The sequence below is a fragment of the Halopseudomonas formosensis genome (assembly GCF_900115905.1).
GTDB lineage: Bacteria > Pseudomonadota > Gammaproteobacteria > Pseudomonadales > Pseudomonadaceae > Halopseudomonas > Halopseudomonas formosensis.
In genome coordinates, this window is the sequence record NZ_FOYD01000004.1 from 164749 (window position 1) to 181878 (window position 17130).

Sequence of the window (17130 nt, forward strand, 5' to 3'; positions counted from 1 at the left end):
GCCGCGTGCCCGTACCCTGTCGCCCGGTGATTGCCTCTCCGGGCAGGGGGACGCATAATATCGGCCCTTTGTTGGCCCTTTGGCTCCCATGACCTGGAAGGAAGAACTGTGACTCAAGCCCAATATGAGCAATGCCTGGACAATTGGACTGATCGGGAAGCAACTGCCGAGGCGATGATCCCCCTGATCGGGCGCCTGTACCGTGAACACAATGTGGTCACATCCATCTATGGCCGAGCACTGGTCAACCGGTCGGTGATCAGCCTGCTCAAGTCCCATCGCTTTGCCCGCCAGATCGACGATAACGAACTGTCGGTGCATGACACCTTCCCGGTGATCAAGGCGCTGGTGGATCTGGATCTGGGGCCGGCCTCGATTGATGTCGCGCGCCTGGCGGTCAAGTTCCAGAAGGAAGGCGGTGAGGATCTCGACAGTTTCCTGCGTCGCGAACTGGCCAGCATCATCGGCCGCAAGGGTGAAAAGCGCGAAGGGCGTGACGTGGTGCTTTACGGCTTCGGCCGCATTGGTCGTCTGCTGGCGCGCATTCTGGTCGAGAAGGCCGGGGCCGGTGACGGTCTGCGTCTGCGGGCAGTGGTGGTGCGCAAGGGTGCGGCCAATGACCTGGCCAAGCGCGCCAGCCTGCTGCGTCGGGACTCCGTACACGGCTCCTTCCAGGGCACCATCACCATCGACGAAGAGAACAACACCCTTACCGCCAACGGCACTCGCATCCAGTTCATCTACGCCAGCGATCCGAGCACGGTGAACTATGCCGCCTATGGCATCAAGGATGCCATCCTGGTGGATAACACCGGTGTCTGGCGCGATGAGGCCGGCCTGTCCCAGCACCTCAAGTGCGAAGGCATCAGTCGTGTGGTGCTGACTGCCCCGGGCAAGGGCGATCTGAAGAACATCGTTCACGGCATCAACCACAGCTGGATCACCGATGACGACAAGATCGTCTCTGCCGCTTCCTGCACCACCAACGCCATCGTGCCGGTGCTCAAGGCAATGAACGACAAGTTCGGCATCAACAATGGTCACGTGGAGACCGTGCACTCCTACACCAACGACCAGAACCTGATCGACAACTTCCACAAGGGCAACCGTCGTGGCCGCAGTGCGGCGCTGAACATGGTCATCACCGAGACCGGTGCCGCCAAGGCCGTGGCCAAGGCGCTGCCGGAGCTGGCCGGCAAGCTGAGCGGCAATGCCATCCGCGTACCGACACCGAACGTGTCCATGGCGATCCTGAACCTGAACCTCAAGACCGCCACCAATCGCGAGGAAGTCAACGAGTACCTGCGCTACATGGCGCTGCACTCCGACCTGCACAAGCAGATCGATTTCACCAACAGTCAGGAAGTGGTTTCCACCGACTTCGTCGGTTCCCGCCACGCCGGTGTGGTGGACGCCGAGGCCACCATCTGCAATGACGACCGGGTGATCCTGTACGTGTGGTACGACAACGAGTTCGGCTACAGCTGTCAGGTGATCCGCGTGCTCGAGGATATGGCTGGGGTCAACCCGCCGGCGTTCCCGGCGCTGTAACAAGTGGTAAATAAAAAAGGCGCTTCGGCGCCTTTTTTATTGGCCTCCCGCGGGCTCCTGATTTCCCCCGCGGGGGCATGGTTCGGGGGCGATCAGGGCCAACAGGGGATTTTTCGCCGCTCCGCTCGCAAGCCCCGGGAAAATCTGAAAAAACCTGCAGTTGTGTAGCTTTGAAGGAGCATGGTCTTTATACTTGACCAGATTTTTTGAGCGGCGCCATGGCGGGTCTTGCCTGACTTTCACCTGTCAATTTCAGCGGGGCGTTCCTATGTCCCGGGCCGGCCCATTGCGCTCTACCCATTATAAAATGTGATTAGGCTATTCGTATGATAAAGATCAAACGGGGCTTGGACCTGCCAATCACCGGCTCACCAGAGCAGCGCATCGAAGACGCCCGTCCGGCGCGCAGCGTGGCGCTGGTGGGATTCGACTACCATGGTATGAAACCTACCATGGAGGTCCAGGTCGGTGACCGGGTGAAGGTGGGTCAGATCCTGTTCAGCGACAAGAAGAATCCAGGGGTGATCTATACCGCGCCGGCCAGTGGGGTGGTCAGCGCCATCAATCGTGGTGAGAAGCGCGTCCTGCAGTCGGTGGTGATAGACGTCGAGGGGGATGAGGCTGTCGATTTCGGCGCACATTCGCCCGAATCCCTCGATACGCTTGACGCCCAGCAGGTGCGCGACAAACTCATTGCTTCCGGCCTGTGGACTGCACTGCGCACCCGTCCCTACAGCAAGGTGCCGGCAGTGGACGCCACGCCGTCCTCGATCTTTGTTACTGCAATCGACACCCATCCTCTTGCTGCAGATCCGGCCGTTATCCTCCAGGGCTGTGCGCCCGACTTCGAGAACGGTCTGCGGGTACTGGCTCGTCTGGCCGGTATCTGGCTGTGCAAGGCCCATGGCGCGACCGTGCCGGGCGAGGGGCTGGCCGGGGTGCGCACCGAGAGCTTCGCGGGCCCCCATCCGGCGGGCCTGGTCGGCACCCATATCCATATGCTGGAGCCGGTCAGCGAACAGCGCCGGGTGTGGCACATCAATTATCAGGATGTGGTGGCTGTGGGTCGCCTGTTCACCAGCGGTCAGCTGTCCACCGAGCGTGTGGTTGCCCTTGCCGGGCCGCAGGTCGAGCGGCCGCGTCTGGTGCGTACGCGTCTGGGCGTGAACCTGGCCGAACTCACCGCCGGTGAAATGAAGCCGGGCAATAACCGCGTCATCTCCGGCTCGGTGCTGGGTGGCCGGGTTGCCCGTGGCGCTGCCAACTACCTGGGGCGCTACCATCTGCAGGTGTCCGTGCTGCAGGAGGGTACCCAGCGTGAGCTGTTCCACTACCTGCGTGCTGGCGTCAACAAGCACTCGGTACTGAACATCTTCATTTCGAAGCTGACCCCCTCCAGACTGTTCGACTTCACCACCAGCACCAACGGAAGTGCGCGTGCCATGGTGCCGGTCGGCAACTACGAGGAGGTCATGCCTCTGGATATCCTGCCGACCCAGCTGCTGCGGGCACTCATCGTCGGTGACACCGACATGGCCCAGAAGCTCGGCTGTCTGGAGCTGGACGAGGAAGACCTGGCGCTGTGCAGCTATGTCTGCGCCGGCAAGTATGAATATGGCCCGATCCTGCGTGACAACCTCACGCGCATCGAGATAGAGGGGTAACCATGGGCTTGCGAAACTATCTTGACAAGATCGAGCACCACTTCGAACCCGGTGGTCGCTACGAGAAGTGGTATCCGCTCTACGAAGCCGTGGATACCTTCCTGTACAAGCCGAGCAGTGTGACCCGGACCACGGCCCACGTGCGTGACGGTATCGACCTCAAGCGCATGATGATCACCGTCTGGCTGTGCACCTTCCCGGCGATGTTCTTCGGCATGTGGAACGTTGGCTATCAGGCCAATACCATCTTTGCAGCCAACCCCGACCTGCTGGCCGCTCAGGACGGCTGGCGGCTGGCTGTCACCGCCATGCTGGCCGGCTTCGACCCCGGCAGCGTGTGGGACAACCTGGTCTATGGCGCCACCTGGTTCCTGCCGATCTACCTGGTGACCTTCGTGGTCGGCGGTTTCTGGGAAGTGCTCTTCGCCAGCATCCGCCGGCATGAGGTCAACGAAGGTTTCTTCGTTACTTCCGTGCTGTTCGCCCTGATCGTGCCGCCGAGCATTCCGCTCTGGCAGGTAGCGCTGGGTATCAGCTTCGGTGTGGTGATCGGCAAGGAAGTGTTCGGTGGTACCGGCAAGAACTTCCTCAACCCGGCCCTGACCGGACGCGCCTTCCTGTTCTTTGCCTATCCGGCACAGATTTCCGGTGACGCTGTATGGACCGCGGTGGACGGCTTCGCCGGTGCGACCGCCCTGAGCGTGGCGGGTGCGGGCGGTATCGACGCCATCGTCGAGGGCGGTCTGAGCTGGATGGATGCCTTCATCGGTACCATGCACGGCTCGATCGGGGAGACCAGCACCCTGGCCATCTTCATTGGTGGCGCCGTGCTGCTGCTGACCAAGATCGCCTCCTGGCGCATTGTCGCCGGCGTGATGATCGGCATGGTTGCGCTGAGCACCCTGTTCAACTTCATCGGTTCGGACACCAACCCGATGTTCTCCATGCCCTGGTACTGGCACATGGTCACCGGCGGCTTTGCCTTCGGCATGATCTTCATGGCGACCGACCCGGTATCCGCATCAATGACCAATACCGGCAAGTGGGTATTCGGCATTCTGATCGGCGTCATGGTGGTGCTCATCCGCGTGGTCAACCCGGCGTTCCCCGAGGGCATGATGCTGGCGATCCTGTTCGCCAACCTCTGTGCTCCTCTGATTGATCATTTTGTAGTCAAGGCGAACATCAAGCGGAGGCTGGCGCGCAATGTCTAATCAGAAAGAATCTACCGCTCGCACGCTGCTGGTCGCACTTCTGGTCTGCCTGGTGTGTTCGGTGCTGGTGGCCGGTGCGGCCGTCGCACTCAAGCCCATTCAGGTGGTCAACAGCCAGCTGGACAAGCAGCGCAACATCCTGGCGATTGCCGGTCTGGGCGATCCCAGCATGTCCGCCGCGGACGTGCAGCGTCTGTTCGACGAGCGCATCGTGGCTCGTCTGGTGAATCTGGAAACGGGGCAGTTCAGTGACGAACATGACCCCACGACCTTCGATCCGCTGGCCGCTGCCCGGGAGCCGAGCACCAGTCGTGTGCTGACTGGCGCCGAGGATATTGCCTCGATCAAGCGCCTTGAGAAGTTCAGCGTGGTCTACATCGTGGAAGACGCCAGCGGTGACATGGAAACCCTGGTACTTCCGATTCGCGGCTACGGTCTGTGGTCCACTCTGCATGGCTTCCTTGCACTGGAGAGCGACCTGACCACGGTGCAGGGCCTGGGCTTCTACCAGCACGCCGAAACCCCCGGTCTGGGTGGTGAGGTGGACAACCCGCGCTGGCGCGGGCAGTGGCCCGGCAAGCAGGTCTACGACGAGAATGGCAACGTCGCCATCCGCCTGGTAAAGGGCGGTGCCGATTCCACCGGCCCGGATGCCTCGCATCAGGTCGATGGTCTGGCGGGCGCGACCCTGACCGCCAATGGCGTCAACAATCTGCTGCACTTCTGGCTGGGTGAGAACGGCTTCGGTGCCTTCATCAACAATCTTCGCGCAGGGGAGGTCTGATCATGTCCAAGCACACAATCAGCGGTGTCCTGCTGGATCCCGTTTTCAAGAATAACCCGATCGGTCTGCAGATCCTGGGTATCTGTTCGGCTCTGGCGGTCACCTCCAACCTCAAGACCTCGCTGGTCATGTGTATTGCACTGACGCTGGTAGCCGGTTTCTCCAGCATGTTCATCTCACTGATCCGCAGCCAGATTCCGAGCGCCATCCGGATGATCGTACAGGTGGTCATCATCGCTTCGCTGGTGATCGTGGTCGACCAGGTGCTCAAGGCCTTTGCCTACGCACTGAGCAAGCAGCTGTCGGTGTTCGTCGGTCTGATCATCACCAACTGTATCGTCATGGGCCGTGCCGAAGGTTTTGCCATGCAGAACCCGCCGGTGCTGTCGTTCTTCGACGGTATCGGCAATGGTCTGGGCTACAGTGTGATGCTGCTGGCTCTGGGCTTCGTCCGGGAGCTGCTCGGTGCCGGTTCGCTGTTCGGCTACACCATACTGCCGACCGTCAACAACGGCGGCTGGTATCTGCCCAACGGCATGCTGTTGCTGCCACCCTCGGCGTTCTTCCTGATCGGTCTCTTCATCTGGGCTCTGCGCTCCTGGAAGCGTGAACAGATCGAAGTTCCGGAATACAAGATGGCACCTCAGGTATCCAACAAGGAGGCCTACTGATGGAGCATTACATCAGTCTCTTCGTCAAGGCGGTGTTCGTCGAGAACATGGCCCTGGCTTTCTTCCTCGGCATGTGTACCTTCCTGGCGATTTCCAAGAAGGTGGAAACGGCGCTGATGCTGGGTATCGCCGTGGTGGTGGTGCAGGTGGTCACCGTCCCGGCGAACAACCTGCTGTATACCTATGTACTGCGTGATGGCGCCCTGGCCTGGGCCGGTCTGCCCGAGGCGGATCTGAGCTTCCTCGGTCTGCTGTGCTACATCGGCCTGATCGCTGCGCTGGTGCAGATCATGGAAATGGTCATGGACAAGTATATTCCGGCCCTCTACGGCGCTCTGGGTATCTTCCTGCCGCTGATCACCGTGAACTGCGCCATCATGGGTGGCACCCTGTTCATGGTCGAGCGCGATTACAACTTCAGCGAGAGCGTGGTCTACGGTGTCGGCTCCGGTCTGTCCTGGGCGCTGGCCATCGTTCTGCTGGCCGCTATCCGTGAAAAGCTGAAGTACAGTGATGTTCCCGAGGGGCTGCGCGGTCTGGGTATCACCTTTATCACTGTGGGCCTGATGTCGCTGGGCTTCATGTCCTTCTCCGGCGTACAACTGTAAGGAATGGACATGTCGATAGTAGATCTACTGTTACCCATCGGAATGTTCACCGGCATCGTGCTGGCGCTGGTGGTGATCATCCTTCTCGCACGTTCCCGCCTGGTCTCCAGCGGTGATGTGAGTATCGAAATCAACGGTGAGCGGACCATCACGGTGCCGGCTGGCGGCAAGTTGCTGGGTACCCTCGCCGACAATGGCATCTTCCTCTCTTCCGCCTGTGGCGGCGGCGGCACCTGTGCTCAGTGCAAGTGCATCGTCGAGAGCGGTGGCGGCGGTATGCTGGCTACCGAGGAGTCCCACTTCAACAAGCGCGAGGCCCGTGAAGGCTGGCGCCTGTCCTGTCAGACCCCGGTCAAGCAGGACATGAAGATTCAGGTTCCGGAGGAGGTGTTCGGGGTCAAGAAGTGGGAGTGCACGGTCGAGTCCAACCCGAACGTGGCGACCTTCATCAAGGAGCTGACCCTGCGTCTGCCCGAAGGCGAGAACGTGGACTTCCGTGCCGGCGGCTACGTCCAGCTGGAGTGCCCGCCGCACACCGTTCACTACAAGGATTTCGACATCCAGCCGGAATTCCGCCCGGATTGGGACAAGTTCGATATCTGGCGCTACGTATCCAAGGTAGACGAGCCGGTGATCCGCGCCTATTCGATGGCCAACTATCCGGAAGAGAAGGGCATCGTCAAGTTCAACATCCGCGTGGCCACGCCGCCGCCCGGGCGCGACGATATCCCGCCGGGCATCATGTCGTCCTATGTGTTCAGCCTGAAGCCGGGTGACAAGATCACCGTATACGGTCCCTTCGGTGAGTTCTTCGCCAAGGATACCGACGCGGAGATGGTGTTCATCGGTGGTGGTGCCGGCATGGCGCCGATGCGCTCGCACATCATGGATCAGCTGCTGCGCATCAAGACCAAGCGCAAGATCTCCTTCTGGTACGGCGCCCGCTCCCTGCGCGAGGCCTTCTACGTCGAGGAGTACGACAAGCTGGCCGCCGAGCATGAGAACTTCGAGTGGCATCTGGCACTGTCCGATGCGCTGCCGGAGGACAACTGGACCGGCCCGACCGGCTTCATCCATAACGTGCTCTACGAGAACTACCTCAAGGATCATCCGGCTCCGGAGGATTGCGAGTACTACATGTGTGGACCGCCGATGATGAACGCCTCGGTCATCAAGATGCTTCAGGACCTGGGTGTGGAGCCGGAGAACATCCTGCTCGATGACTTCGGCGGCTGACATGTTGCGTCGCCTCATCCAGCCCATCAGTGTTGCTGCCCTGGCAGCAGCCCTGATGGGCTGTTTCAATTCCAGCGAGTCCGTTGTCGAGATCTACGGCAGCACCATGGGCAGCACCTACTCGATCAAGTGGGTGTCCGACGCCAACACACCTGCCGAGCAGGAGGTGAAGCAGCAACTGGACGAGATGCTCGAGGACTTCGAGGAGGTCGCTTCCACCTGGCGCCCCAACTCCCTGTTGTCACGCTTCAACGCTGCGCCGGCCGGCACCTGTCAGGACATGCCCACGTCCATTCTCGAGCTGGTCGAACTGGCGGATACGCTGCATGAGCAGAGCGAAGGCAGCTTCGACATCACCCTGGGGCCGCTGATGCGACTCTGGGGCTTCCATGGCGATGAAGAACCCCGGATACCGGAAGCGACCGCCATTGCTGCAGCAATGGAGCGCACCGGGCAGGAGTTTCTGCATGTGAGCGGGCAGCAGCTGTGCAAGGACCGGGAGCTGGAGCTCGACATCAGCGGCCTTGCCGCTGGCTACATGGTCGACCGGGTAGCTGAACGTCTGATTGCAATGGGCATCGAAAGTTATATGGTAGAGCTTACCGGAGAGCTCAGGGCGGACGGTCTCAAGCCCGGTGGCCTGCCATGGCGCATTGCCGTGGAAGAGCCCCGCGACGAGAGCCGGGTGGCACAGCTGGTACTGCCATTGCGCGGCTACAGCGTGTCGACCTCCGGGGACTACCGCAACTTCTTCGAGCAGGACGGCATGCGCTATTCGCATACCTTCGACCCGGTGAGTGGCAGCCCCGTTTTGCAGGACCTGGCGGCAGTGACCGTGCTGCATCCCTCCGCCGCCTGGGCGGACGGCCTGTCCACGGTGTTGCTGGTCAAGGGCAGCGAGGAGGGTTGGAAATATGCCCTGGAGCACGATCTGGCCGCCCTGTTCGTCATTCGCGAGGGGGACGGCTTCGTCTCGCGCAGCACCCCTCGATTCAAGGCCCTGCAGCAGGGCGAGGAGTAGATCATGCTTTGGCTTGTTACCTTTGCGGTAATGTTGTTATGCGTGGCGGGCATGGCGGTTGGCGTCATGGCCGGACGCAAGCCCATCGCGGGATCCTGCGGTGGTATGGGGGCAGCAGGCATCGATACCAGCTGCACCATCTGTGGCGGTAACCCCGCCAAATGCGAAGAATCGAAGCAGGACCCCGCGGAGTCCGGCGGCGTCGGTTTCTACGACGCGTCGGCCCGTGAACAAGACAGATAATGTGAGGGTGAGCCGGTTTATATACCAATAGCGAATCCATACAGGCAGAAGGTGAATGGCTGTTTACAACTATGATGTGGTAGTGCTGGGCGCTGGCCCGGCGGGAGAGGGCGCCGCGGTCAACGCCGCCAAGCTCGGGCGCAGGGTAGCGGTGGTCGAGGAGCGGAACATGGTGGGCGGCAACTGCGTTCATCTGGGCACCATCCCCTCCAAGGCGTTGCGTTATTCGGTAAAGCAGATCATTCAGTTCAATACCAATCCCATGTTCCGAGTGATTGCCGAACCCCGGGATTTTTCCTTTCCCGATGTTCTGAAAAGTGCCGAGGCGGTGATCAACCTGCAGGTCCGGTCGCGCCACAGCTATTACGCGCGCAACCGTATCGATCTGTTCTATGGCAAGGGCAGTTTTGCCGACAGCAACACCATCGAGCTGGTCAATCAGGATGGCGCCGTGGACCGCCTGGTAGCCAAGGAAGTCATCATCGCTACCGGTTCACGGCCCTACCGCCCGGCGGATATCGATTTCAACCACCCGCGGATCTATGACAGCGACACCATTCTCAAGCTCAATCACACGCCGCGCACCCTGATCATCTACGGTGCGGGGGTGATCGGTTGTGAGTACGCTTCCATCTTCTGCGGTCTGGGGGTGAAGGTCGATCTGATCCACAACCGTGACCGGCTGCTGAGTTTCCTTGACGACGAGATTTCGGATGCCCTCAGCTACCATCTGCGCGCGAACATGGCGCTGATTCGCAATAACGAAGAGTACGAGAAAGTCGAGGGGCTTCAGGACGGCGGTGTGGTGCTGCACCTGAAGTCGGGGAAGAAGATCAAGGCCGACGCCTTTCTCTGGTGCAACGGTCGTACCGGTAATACCGACGGCCTGGGTTTGGAGAATGTTGGTCTGCAGGCCAACAGTCGAGGCCAGCTGACGGTGGATGAGCATTATCGCACCGAGGTGCCCAACATCTACGCGGCGGGTGATGTGATCGGCTGGCCGAGCCTGGCCAGTGCGGCCTTCGACCAGGGGCGTTCGGCTGCGGGCAATATCGTCGAGAACGACAGCTGGCGTTTCGTCGATGACGTGCCCACCGGTATCTACACCATTCCGGAGATCAGTTCGCTGGGCAAGACCGAGCGTGAGCTGACTGCGGAGCGGGTTCCCTACGAAGTGGGTCAGGCGTTCTTCAAGAACACCGCCCGGGCGCAGATCAGTGGCGAACCGGTGGGCATGCTGAAGATCCTGTTCCATCGCGAGACGCTGCAGGTGCTGGGCATCCACTGCTTCGGTGACCAGGCCTCGGAGATCGTGCACATCGGTCAGGCCATCATGAACCAGAAGGGTGAGGCCAATACCATCAAGTATTTCGTCAACACCACCTTCAACTATCCGACCATGGCCGAAGCCTATCGGGTAGCGGCACTGGATGGATTGGGGCGGTTGTTCTGACTTGCCTGGCGGGGGTGAGTTCCTTGCAGGCCTCTGCATTGCTACGCCCCCGCCACGACACGCCGTCAGAAGCTAATCGGCGGGCTGGGGCGCGGGGCTGGGCCGAGCGCTCAGAACCGTCATGGCCAGGTGCGGTACATCGGTTATCAGACTGTCCACGCCCATGTCCCGCAATTTCAGCATCAGCGATGGCTCGTTCACCGTCCAGACCGATACGTGCAGCCCGTGGCTCTGGGCCTGGGCTACGCGGGCAGGAGTGCAGAGCTTCCAGCTCAGGGCGAGAAAGCGGCACTGGTAGCGCAGTGCGCTTTTCACCGGATCGAGCATGCCGTATTCCTCCACCAGGCCGGTGGGCAGGGGGCACTGGTTGTTTCTGGCATGGCGCAGCAGATCGCGGCTGGCCGATGTGATCACCACCTTGTCGTGCAGCTGGTAGCGGCCCACCAGATCGGTGATCGCCTCGAGTACTGCACCGGCCTGGCCTCTGGAGCCGCTCTTGACTTCCAGCTGATAGTGCTCGAACTGCGGGAAGGTCTGGAACAGCTGCTCAAGGGTCGGAATGGGGCAGGGGTCGGGCCATCCTTTCAGACCCAGACGGGCATCCATGCGGCCCAGCTGTTCGGCGGTATGGGCGGCGACGCGGCCGCGGATACCGGTAGTGCGTTGCAGGGTCGGGTCGTGGATCACCATCAACTGGTGATCGGCGGACAGGTGCAGGTCCAGCTCAACGCGGGTGACTCCGGCCTGCAGGGCACTGGCAAAGCTGGCCAGGGTGTTTTCCGGTGCTTCGCCGCGGGCACCCCGGTGGCCGTATATGAGCATGTTGCTCCCTGTAGATCAGTTGCTGCTGCGTGGAGTGTGATGACGCACCGCGTGGATCACGTGGTCATATTCGAAGTAGACGCTGTAGCCGGGGTAATCCCAGCGGGTGATGGGCGGTTGGCCCACTGCCGCATGGCGGGTAGTCGGCTCGCCGTGGGTGCGCTGTACCTGGGCCCTGCTGGTGCCCCGCTTCGGCAGGCTCTGCTGTACCGACCCGGCCTGCTCCCCGAGGGGAATGGTCAGGGTGTCGGCCTGGGCCGGTGTAGCCGCGAGCAGGGCAGCACTGAGGGCAAGGGGCAATAGTCGCATCATGTCGAGGTCCTTTCGTTCTGTTTGGCGGCACGGATGTCCTGCGCCTGTCGCTGCACTATGTACCTGGCCAGCAACTGGCGCTGGGTTTCACTGTGATGGAAGCTTACCTGTATCGTGTAATGTCCGGAAGCAGGATCCTGCCGGCAGTCGGCGATCCGTGCCAGGGTTGCCATCCCTGTCACATTCGACAGCAGCAGGCGCAGGGCTATCCACTGACCGGGTTCCAGCGGGGTGTCGGTGGTGAAGCTCAGGCCGGCCTCGCTGATCACCACCGGCATGGGACTGCCCAGGTCGCTGGTCAGCTGCAGGGCAGTGGCCTGCGCAAGCAGGTCGATGCGCTTGCTGAAGGTCTTCAGACAGGCGGCCAGTACCCGGTCCCGTTCGCCGATCTGGCGCAGCAGGTGCTGGGATTCGTGCTCGAGCACCTGCAGCTCGCCGAGCATGCCGAACAAAGGCGAGTCGGGGTTGTCCGAGGGGGTGTCCCCCGGTGGCTCCGTCAGCCGGAAATCCATCGCCAGATGATCCTGGAGCTGGAAATAACCGGCATGTACATCGGGCGGATTATCTGGGCGCATGACATCTGACCTTGCTGGTTTACCGGGACCGGTTTCAGTGTAACATGTGCAGCCGAACAGCCATTCATCGGGTCCATCCCACAGGTAAACTGGTATTCCATGTTCAGACCCCTACCGTTCTTCATCGGTCTGCGGTACACGCGGGCCAAGCGTCGAAACCACTTCATTTCCTTCATTTCACTGATATCCATGCTGGGGCTCACACTGGGAGTACTGGTGATGATCCTGGTGCTGTCGGTCATGAATGGCTTCGACCGCGAGTTGCGTACCCGCATCCTCGGCATGGTGCCCCATGCCAGCATCAACGGTTATCAGCCGATCGACGACTGGCGTACGCTGGCCACGCAGCTGGAGCAGCACCCGCAGGTGGTCGGAGTGGCGCCCTTCATCCAGATGCAGGGCATGCTGACCCATAACGGCAGCGTCGCTCCGGTACTGGCGACCGGTATAGATCCCGAGGCCGAACAGCGTGTGTCGATCATCGGCAATCACATGCAGGCGGGCAGTCTCGAGGAGCTGCGGGAAGGGGAGTTCGGCATCGTCATCGGCGAGCTGATCGCTCGCCGTTTCGGTGTGCAGCTGGGCGACAAGCTGACCTTCGTCATGCCCGAGGCCTCGGTTACCCCGGCCGGTGTGTTTCCGCGGCTCAAGCGCTTCCATGTGGTGGGCATCTTCAAGGTGGGCGCCGAGCTGGATGCCTCCATGGCCATGGTCCATGTTGCCGATGCGGCTCGTCTGAGCCGCTGGCAGCCGGGGCAGGTGCAGGGCGTGCGCCTGCAGCTGCATGACCTGTTCCAGGCGCCCAGCGTGGCCTGGGATCTGGTAACGACCCTGTCGGGCAGTTACTACGCCCAGGACTGGACCCGCAGCCATGGCAACCTGTTTGCAGCCATCCGTATGGAAAAAACCATGATCGGGCTGCTGCTGATCCTGATCATCGCGGTAGCGGCGTTCAATATCATCTCGACCCTGGTGATGGTGGTGACCGACAAGAAGGCGGACATCGCCATCCTGCGCACCCTGGGCTGTTCGCCGGGGACCATCATGGGCATCTTCATGGTCCAGGGGTCGGTGATCGGGGTGGTCGGCACTCTGGTTGGTGGTGTCCTCGGAGTGCTGGCGGCGCTGAATGTGTCGGAGATGGTCGCCGGTCTGGAGAAGCTGCTGGGTATCCAGTTTCTCAGCTCGGATGTGTACTTCATCAGCTATCTGCCTTCCCAGCTGATCTGGACCGACGTGATCGTCATCTGTGGCGCGGCCCTGGGCATGAGCTTCCTTGCCACGCTGTATCCGGCCTGGCGCGCATCCCGTACTGAACCGGCGGAGGCCCTTCGTTATGACTGAAGTAGTATTGGAATGCCGCAGCCTGAGCAAGGAGTACGCGGTCGGTCCCCAGAGTCTGCAGGTGCTGCAGGATGTCGACCTGCTGCTGCGCGCCGGGGAGCGGGTGGCCATCGTCGGCAGTTCCGGCTCGGGCAAGACCACGCTGCTGAACATGCTGGGCGGCCTGGATACGCCCACCAGTGGCGAGGTCTGGCTGGCCGGGCGTCAGGTGTCCGCGCTCAGGGAGGCCGAGCGTGGCCGGATGCGCAACAGCGAGCTGGGTTTCGTCTACCAGTTCCATCATCTGCTGCCGGAGTTCACCGCGCTGGAGAACGTATGCATGCCGCTGCTGATCGGCTCGACTCCCATCGGCGAGGCGCGTCAGCGGGGTATGGCCATGCTCGAGCGGGTGGGTCTGGCCCAGCGTGCCGGTCACAAGCCGGCGGAGCTGTCCGGCGGCGAGCGTCAGCGTGTCGCCATCGCCCGGGCGCTGATCAACGAGCCGGCCTGTGTGCTGCTTGATGAACCCACCGGCAACCTTGACCAGCACACCGCCCGCAGCGTCCAGCAACTGATTCTGGAGCTCAGCCAGCGACTGCAGACGGCCTTTCTGGTTGTTACCCACGACCTGGGACTGGCCGCGCAGATGGACCGGGCGCTGACCCTCAGCGAAGGACGACTTGTCGAGCGTGAGCTCTAGTTCCCCTCAGGACTGACGACGGCGTCGCAGTTTGCGGCGCTTCCAGTTGCGCGCCACCCAGAATCGCCAATACAACAGGGTACCGAAATACCCCAGGGTAGCGGCGATCACCCCCGTCAGCAGGGAGCCGACCAGCATCGGCTGCCAGATATGCTGGATCTCACTGGTCAGCCAGGCAATCGACAGTTCCATCGGCATGCTGCGCTCGGGTGCACCGAGCAGCAGGGTGCCGATCTTGTACTGGGCGAAGAATACCGGTGGCATGGTGATCGGATTGGTCAGCCAGACCAGGCCCACCGAAATCGGCAGGTTGGCCCGAACGATCACCGCGAGGAAGGCTGAGACCAGCATCTGCATGGGGATGGGCAGCAGGGCGACGAACAGCCCGCAGGCTATGGCCCGGGCCACGCTGTGGCGGGTGATGTGCCAGAGGTTCGGATCATGCAGCACCGTCCCCAGAAAACGCAGCGACTTGTTGCGTTTGATCCATTCCGGGTTGGGCATGTAGCGCTTCAGTAGCTCACGTGGCATCGCAGGTGGTCGGGTTGGCGGCTGAAGGGAGATTATGACCCCAACCGGCGGCCAGCACTACCATCGAGGGGGAGTTTAAGGAAACCGGATTTTACACATGGTCGTGCCGCTGATCCTGCTGAGCCTGATTGCCGGGCTGCTGCTGCCGCTGGCCTGGTCGGGTCTGCCACCCCTGTGGCTGGTAGCGCTGGCCTGGCTGCCGGGCCTGCTGGGCTGGCGCCTGCGTCCGCTGCGCTACCTGCTGCCTTTTGCCGCGGGCCTGTTCTGGGCCTGCTTTCATCATCACCAGCAACTGGCAGAGCGGCTGCCGGCCGAACTGGATGGCAGCCGTATGGAAGTGACCGCGCGCATTCGCGGATTGCCACAGCCTACCGACACCGGCTGGCGCTTCGAGATCGAGCAGGTGCGTAGTCTGGAGGGCCTGACCCTGCCGCTGACCCGGGTGCACTGGTTCGCTGGAGAAGCGGTCAATCCCGGCGAACACTGGCGCTTCGAACTGAGTCTGCGTCGTCCCGCCGGAATGGCCAATCCGGGCGGCTTCGATTACGAAGCCTGGCTCTACGCCCAGGGCATCGGCGCCCTGGGCAGCATCCGCAGGGGAGAACGGCTGGAGGAGCCCGTCCGCACCTCGCCGGTGGTTCGGCTGCGCCAGACCATCAGGGACCAGCTTTCGACGGTGCTGGCCGGGCAGCCGGGCGGCGAACGGCTCATGGCACTGGTGGTGGGCGACAGGAGCGTGCTGAGCCGCGAGGACTGGCAGGTATTGCAGGCCACAGGTACTGCGCATCTCATGGTGATCTCGGGTCTTCATGTCGGCATGCTCGCCGCGGCGGTTTTCGGCGTGATCACCCTGCTGGGGCGTGCCGGCGCGCTGCACTGGCCCTGGCCGAGGCTGTGGCTCGCAATCCCGGTGGTTGTCGCAGTTGCTGCCGTGTATGCGTTGCTCGCGGGTTTCGAGGTGCCGGTGCAGCGAGCCCTGCTGATGATCACCCTCGGGCTGCTGGTGCAGCTGCTGTACCGTCAGCCCGGGCTCTGGACCCTGTGGCTCATCGCGGTTGCCGCCGTATTGGCATACAACCCGGCGGCGCCGCTGCGTGCGGGATTCTGGCTGTCCTTCGTGGCCGTCGCCTTGCTGCTCTACGGAATGGGGTCACGTCTGGCGACGAGGGGCCTCTGGTGGCGCTGGGGGCGGGCCCAGTGGGTGGTGTTCATCGGTCTCTGGCCCTGGCTGTACCTCTGGTCGATGCCCGGCAGTTTCAGCTCCCCGCTGGCCAATATCATCGCCATCCCCTGGGTCAGTCTGGTGGTGGTGCCGGCTGCGCTGGCCGGCACCCTGATGCAGTTGCTGCTGGACTGGCCCTGGCTGGTGCAGCTGGCTGCCGCCGCGCTCAATGCGCTGTTCGCCGGGCTGGACTGGCTGGCGCAGTGGCGCCCTGCCGAACGGCTGGCATTCCCGGGGTGGTGGGGCTTCCTGCTGGGGCTGGCCGGGGTTGTCGCACTGCTCAGTCCCCTGGCTCGCCTGCTGTGGATGCCGGCGCTGGCCTGCATTCTGGCACTGGCATGGCCACCACAGTCACGGCCCGGGCCCGGGGAGCTGTGGGTCACCGTGCTGGATGTGGGGCAGGGGTTGTCAGTGCTGCTGCAGACCCGCGAGCATGCCATGCTCTACGATGCCGGTGCACGCCTTGGCGGCGGTTTCGATCTGGGAGAAGCAGTAGTACACCCTGCGCTGCTGTCGCTGGGGGTGCGCCGGCTGGATCTGCTGCTGCTGAGTCACGCCGATAATGATCACGCCGGCGGTGCGCTCTTCATTGTCCGCCATATGCCGGTGACCCGGGTTCTCGCCGGGCAGGCAGCTGATCAGGATGCCAGTCTCGGCGCCGAGGCCTGTGTGCCGGGGCAGGGCTGGAGCTGGGATGGGGTGCGCTTCGAGATCCTCTACAGTCCGCCACCACCTGCATCTGCCAACGAGCAGTCCTGTGTGCTGCGTGTCGTAGTCGGGGACAGGGCGGTGCTGCTGCCCGGGGATGTGGGCGTGCGTGGTGAGTATCAGATGCTCAGGCAGGTGCTGAGTGCCGATCTGCTGCTGGCACCGCACCACGGCAGCCGCAGCTCCTCGTCCTACGCCTTCATCCGGGCGGTCAATCCGCGCTGGGTGGTATTCAGTGCCGGGCGCCACAGCCAATATGGTCACCCTCATCCCGGAGTTGTGGCACGATACCGCGAACTGGATGCGGAACCGGTTTATACTGCCACCGCCGGAGCGATACGCTATGTCCTGGATGACACAGGGAAGTCCCGTCAGGCATGGACCTGGCGTCAGCGTGCACAACGCTTCTGGCATGAGACTGAGGCGGGGGCGGATTGAGCGGAAGCCAATGGCATCCGTCGTCGTGACCGCAAAGACCAACAGTGGAGGGAA

Annotated in this window: 17 protein-coding genes; 13 read left to right on the plus strand and 4 right to left on the minus strand. The window is 62.3% G+C overall.

The genetic code is table 11. The features are described 5' to 3' along the window. Positions 1 to 108: 108 nt before the first annotated feature. The 10 genes from BM046_RS08000 to sthA all read left to right on the plus strand — a co-directional run bounded on the left by BM046_RS08000 (position 109) and on the right by sthA (position 10445). Positions 109 to 1551: a glyceraldehyde-3-phosphate dehydrogenase gene (locus BM046_RS08000; RefSeq protein ID WP_090538572.1), complete on the plus strand. Its 1443-nt coding sequence runs from the start codon at positions 109 to 111 to the stop codon at positions 1549 to 1551. 326 nt (positions 1552 to 1877) lie between these two features. Continuing rightward, entirely contained in the window at positions 1878 to 3215 is a 1338-nt protein-coding gene (locus BM046_RS08005; RefSeq protein ID WP_090538573.1) for a Na(+)-translocating NADH-quinone reductase subunit A, read from the plus strand. A 2-nt stretch (positions 3216 to 3217) separates the two neighbouring features. Beyond that, positions 3218 to 4429 (plus strand): NADH:ubiquinone reductase (Na(+)-transporting) subunit B, encoded by a 1212-nt coding sequence (locus tag BM046_RS08010; RefSeq protein WP_090538574.1) that lies wholly within the window; start codon positions 3218 to 3220, stop codon positions 4427 to 4429. After that, positions 4422 to 5213 (plus strand): Na(+)-translocating NADH-quinone reductase subunit C, encoded by a 792-nt coding sequence (locus tag BM046_RS08015; RefSeq protein ID WP_090538575.1) that lies wholly within the window; start codon positions 4422 to 4424, stop codon positions 5211 to 5213. Before BM046_RS08010 ends, BM046_RS08015 begins: the two co-directional genes overlap by 8 nt. Before the next feature lie 2 nt (positions 5214 to 5215). Next, positions 5216 to 5884: an NADH:ubiquinone reductase (Na(+)-transporting) subunit D gene (locus BM046_RS08020; protein WP_090538576.1), complete on the plus strand. Its 669-nt coding sequence runs from the start codon at positions 5216 to 5218 to the stop codon at positions 5882 to 5884. Next, entirely contained in the window at positions 5884 to 6492 is a 609-nt protein-coding gene (gene nqrE / locus BM046_RS08025; RefSeq protein WP_090538577.1) for an NADH:ubiquinone reductase (Na(+)-transporting) subunit E, read from the plus strand. Before BM046_RS08020 ends, nqrE begins: the two co-directional genes overlap by 1 nt. 9 nt (positions 6493 to 6501) lie before the next feature. Continuing rightward, on the plus strand, positions 6502 to 7728 hold the full coding sequence (nqrF, locus tag BM046_RS08030) for an NADH:ubiquinone reductase (Na(+)-transporting) subunit F (protein ID WP_090538578.1): 1227 nt from the start codon (positions 6502 to 6504) through the stop codon (positions 7726 to 7728). A gap of 1 nt (position 7729) precedes the next feature. After that, complete coding sequence (locus tag BM046_RS08035) at positions 7730 to 8749, plus strand: FAD:protein FMN transferase (protein ID WP_090538579.1); 1020 nt, start codon at positions 7730 to 7732, stop codon at positions 8747 to 8749. 3 nt (positions 8750 to 8752) lie between these two features. Beyond that, positions 8753 to 8992 (plus strand): (Na+)-NQR maturation NqrM, encoded by a 240-nt coding sequence (gene nqrM, locus BM046_RS08040; RefSeq protein ID WP_090538580.1) that lies wholly within the window; start codon positions 8753 to 8755, stop codon positions 8990 to 8992. Between the two features lie 55 nt (positions 8993 to 9047). Further along, positions 9048 to 10445, plus strand: a complete 1398-nt coding sequence (gene sthA, locus BM046_RS08045) for a Si-specific NAD(P)(+) transhydrogenase (RefSeq protein ID WP_090538581.1) — start codon at positions 9048 to 9050, stop codon at positions 10443 to 10445. Between the two features lie 72 nt (positions 10446 to 10517). Here the strand turns inward: sthA and BM046_RS08050 are convergent, their stop codons facing one another. The 3 genes from BM046_RS08050 to BM046_RS08060 are packed head-to-tail and all read right to left on the minus strand — an operon-like array spanning position 10518 to position 12154. Continuing rightward, positions 10518 to 11267, minus strand: a complete 750-nt coding sequence (locus BM046_RS08050; RefSeq protein WP_090538582.1) for a glycerophosphodiester phosphodiesterase — start codon at positions 11265 to 11267, stop codon at positions 10518 to 10520. Positions 11268 to 11282: 15 nt separating this feature from the next. Next, positions 11283 to 11579 (minus strand): phosphodiesterase, encoded by a 297-nt coding sequence (locus BM046_RS08055; protein ID WP_407920439.1) that lies wholly within the window; start codon positions 11577 to 11579, stop codon positions 11283 to 11285. Beyond that, positions 11576 to 12154, minus strand: a complete 579-nt coding sequence (locus BM046_RS08060) for a PilZ domain-containing protein (RefSeq protein ID WP_090538583.1) — start codon at positions 12152 to 12154, stop codon at positions 11576 to 11578. Before BM046_RS08060 ends, BM046_RS08055 begins: the two co-directional genes overlap by 4 nt. Positions 12155 to 12253: 99 nt before the next feature. On the opposite strand from BM046_RS08060, the gene BM046_RS08065 reads away from it, so the two are divergent. Both BM046_RS08065 and lolD read left to right on the plus strand, forming a co-directional pair. Then, positions 12254 to 13498 (plus strand): lipoprotein-releasing ABC transporter permease subunit, encoded by a 1245-nt coding sequence (locus BM046_RS08065; protein ID WP_090538584.1) that lies wholly within the window; start codon positions 12254 to 12256, stop codon positions 13496 to 13498. Continuing rightward, positions 13491 to 14177, plus strand: a complete 687-nt coding sequence (gene lolD, locus BM046_RS08070) for a lipoprotein-releasing ABC transporter ATP-binding protein LolD (RefSeq protein WP_090538585.1) — start codon at positions 13491 to 13493, stop codon at positions 14175 to 14177. Before BM046_RS08065 ends, lolD begins: the two co-directional genes overlap by 8 nt. 6 nt (positions 14178 to 14183) lie before the next feature. Here the strand turns inward: lolD and BM046_RS08075 are convergent, their stop codons facing one another. Next, the gene (locus BM046_RS08075) at positions 14184 to 14708 is read right to left on the minus strand and encodes a DUF2062 domain-containing protein (RefSeq protein WP_090538586.1); all 525 of its coding nucleotides are present in this window, start codon (positions 14706 to 14708) and stop codon (positions 14184 to 14186) included. Positions 14709 to 14805: 97 nt separating this feature from the next. Between BM046_RS08075 and BM046_RS08080 the strand changes: the two genes are divergently transcribed. After that, the gene (locus tag BM046_RS08080) at positions 14806 to 17076 is read left to right on the plus strand and encodes a DNA internalization-related competence protein ComEC/Rec2 (protein ID WP_090538587.1); all 2271 of its coding nucleotides are present in this window, start codon (positions 14806 to 14808) and stop codon (positions 17074 to 17076) included. Positions 17077 to 17130: the final 54 nt, after the last annotated feature.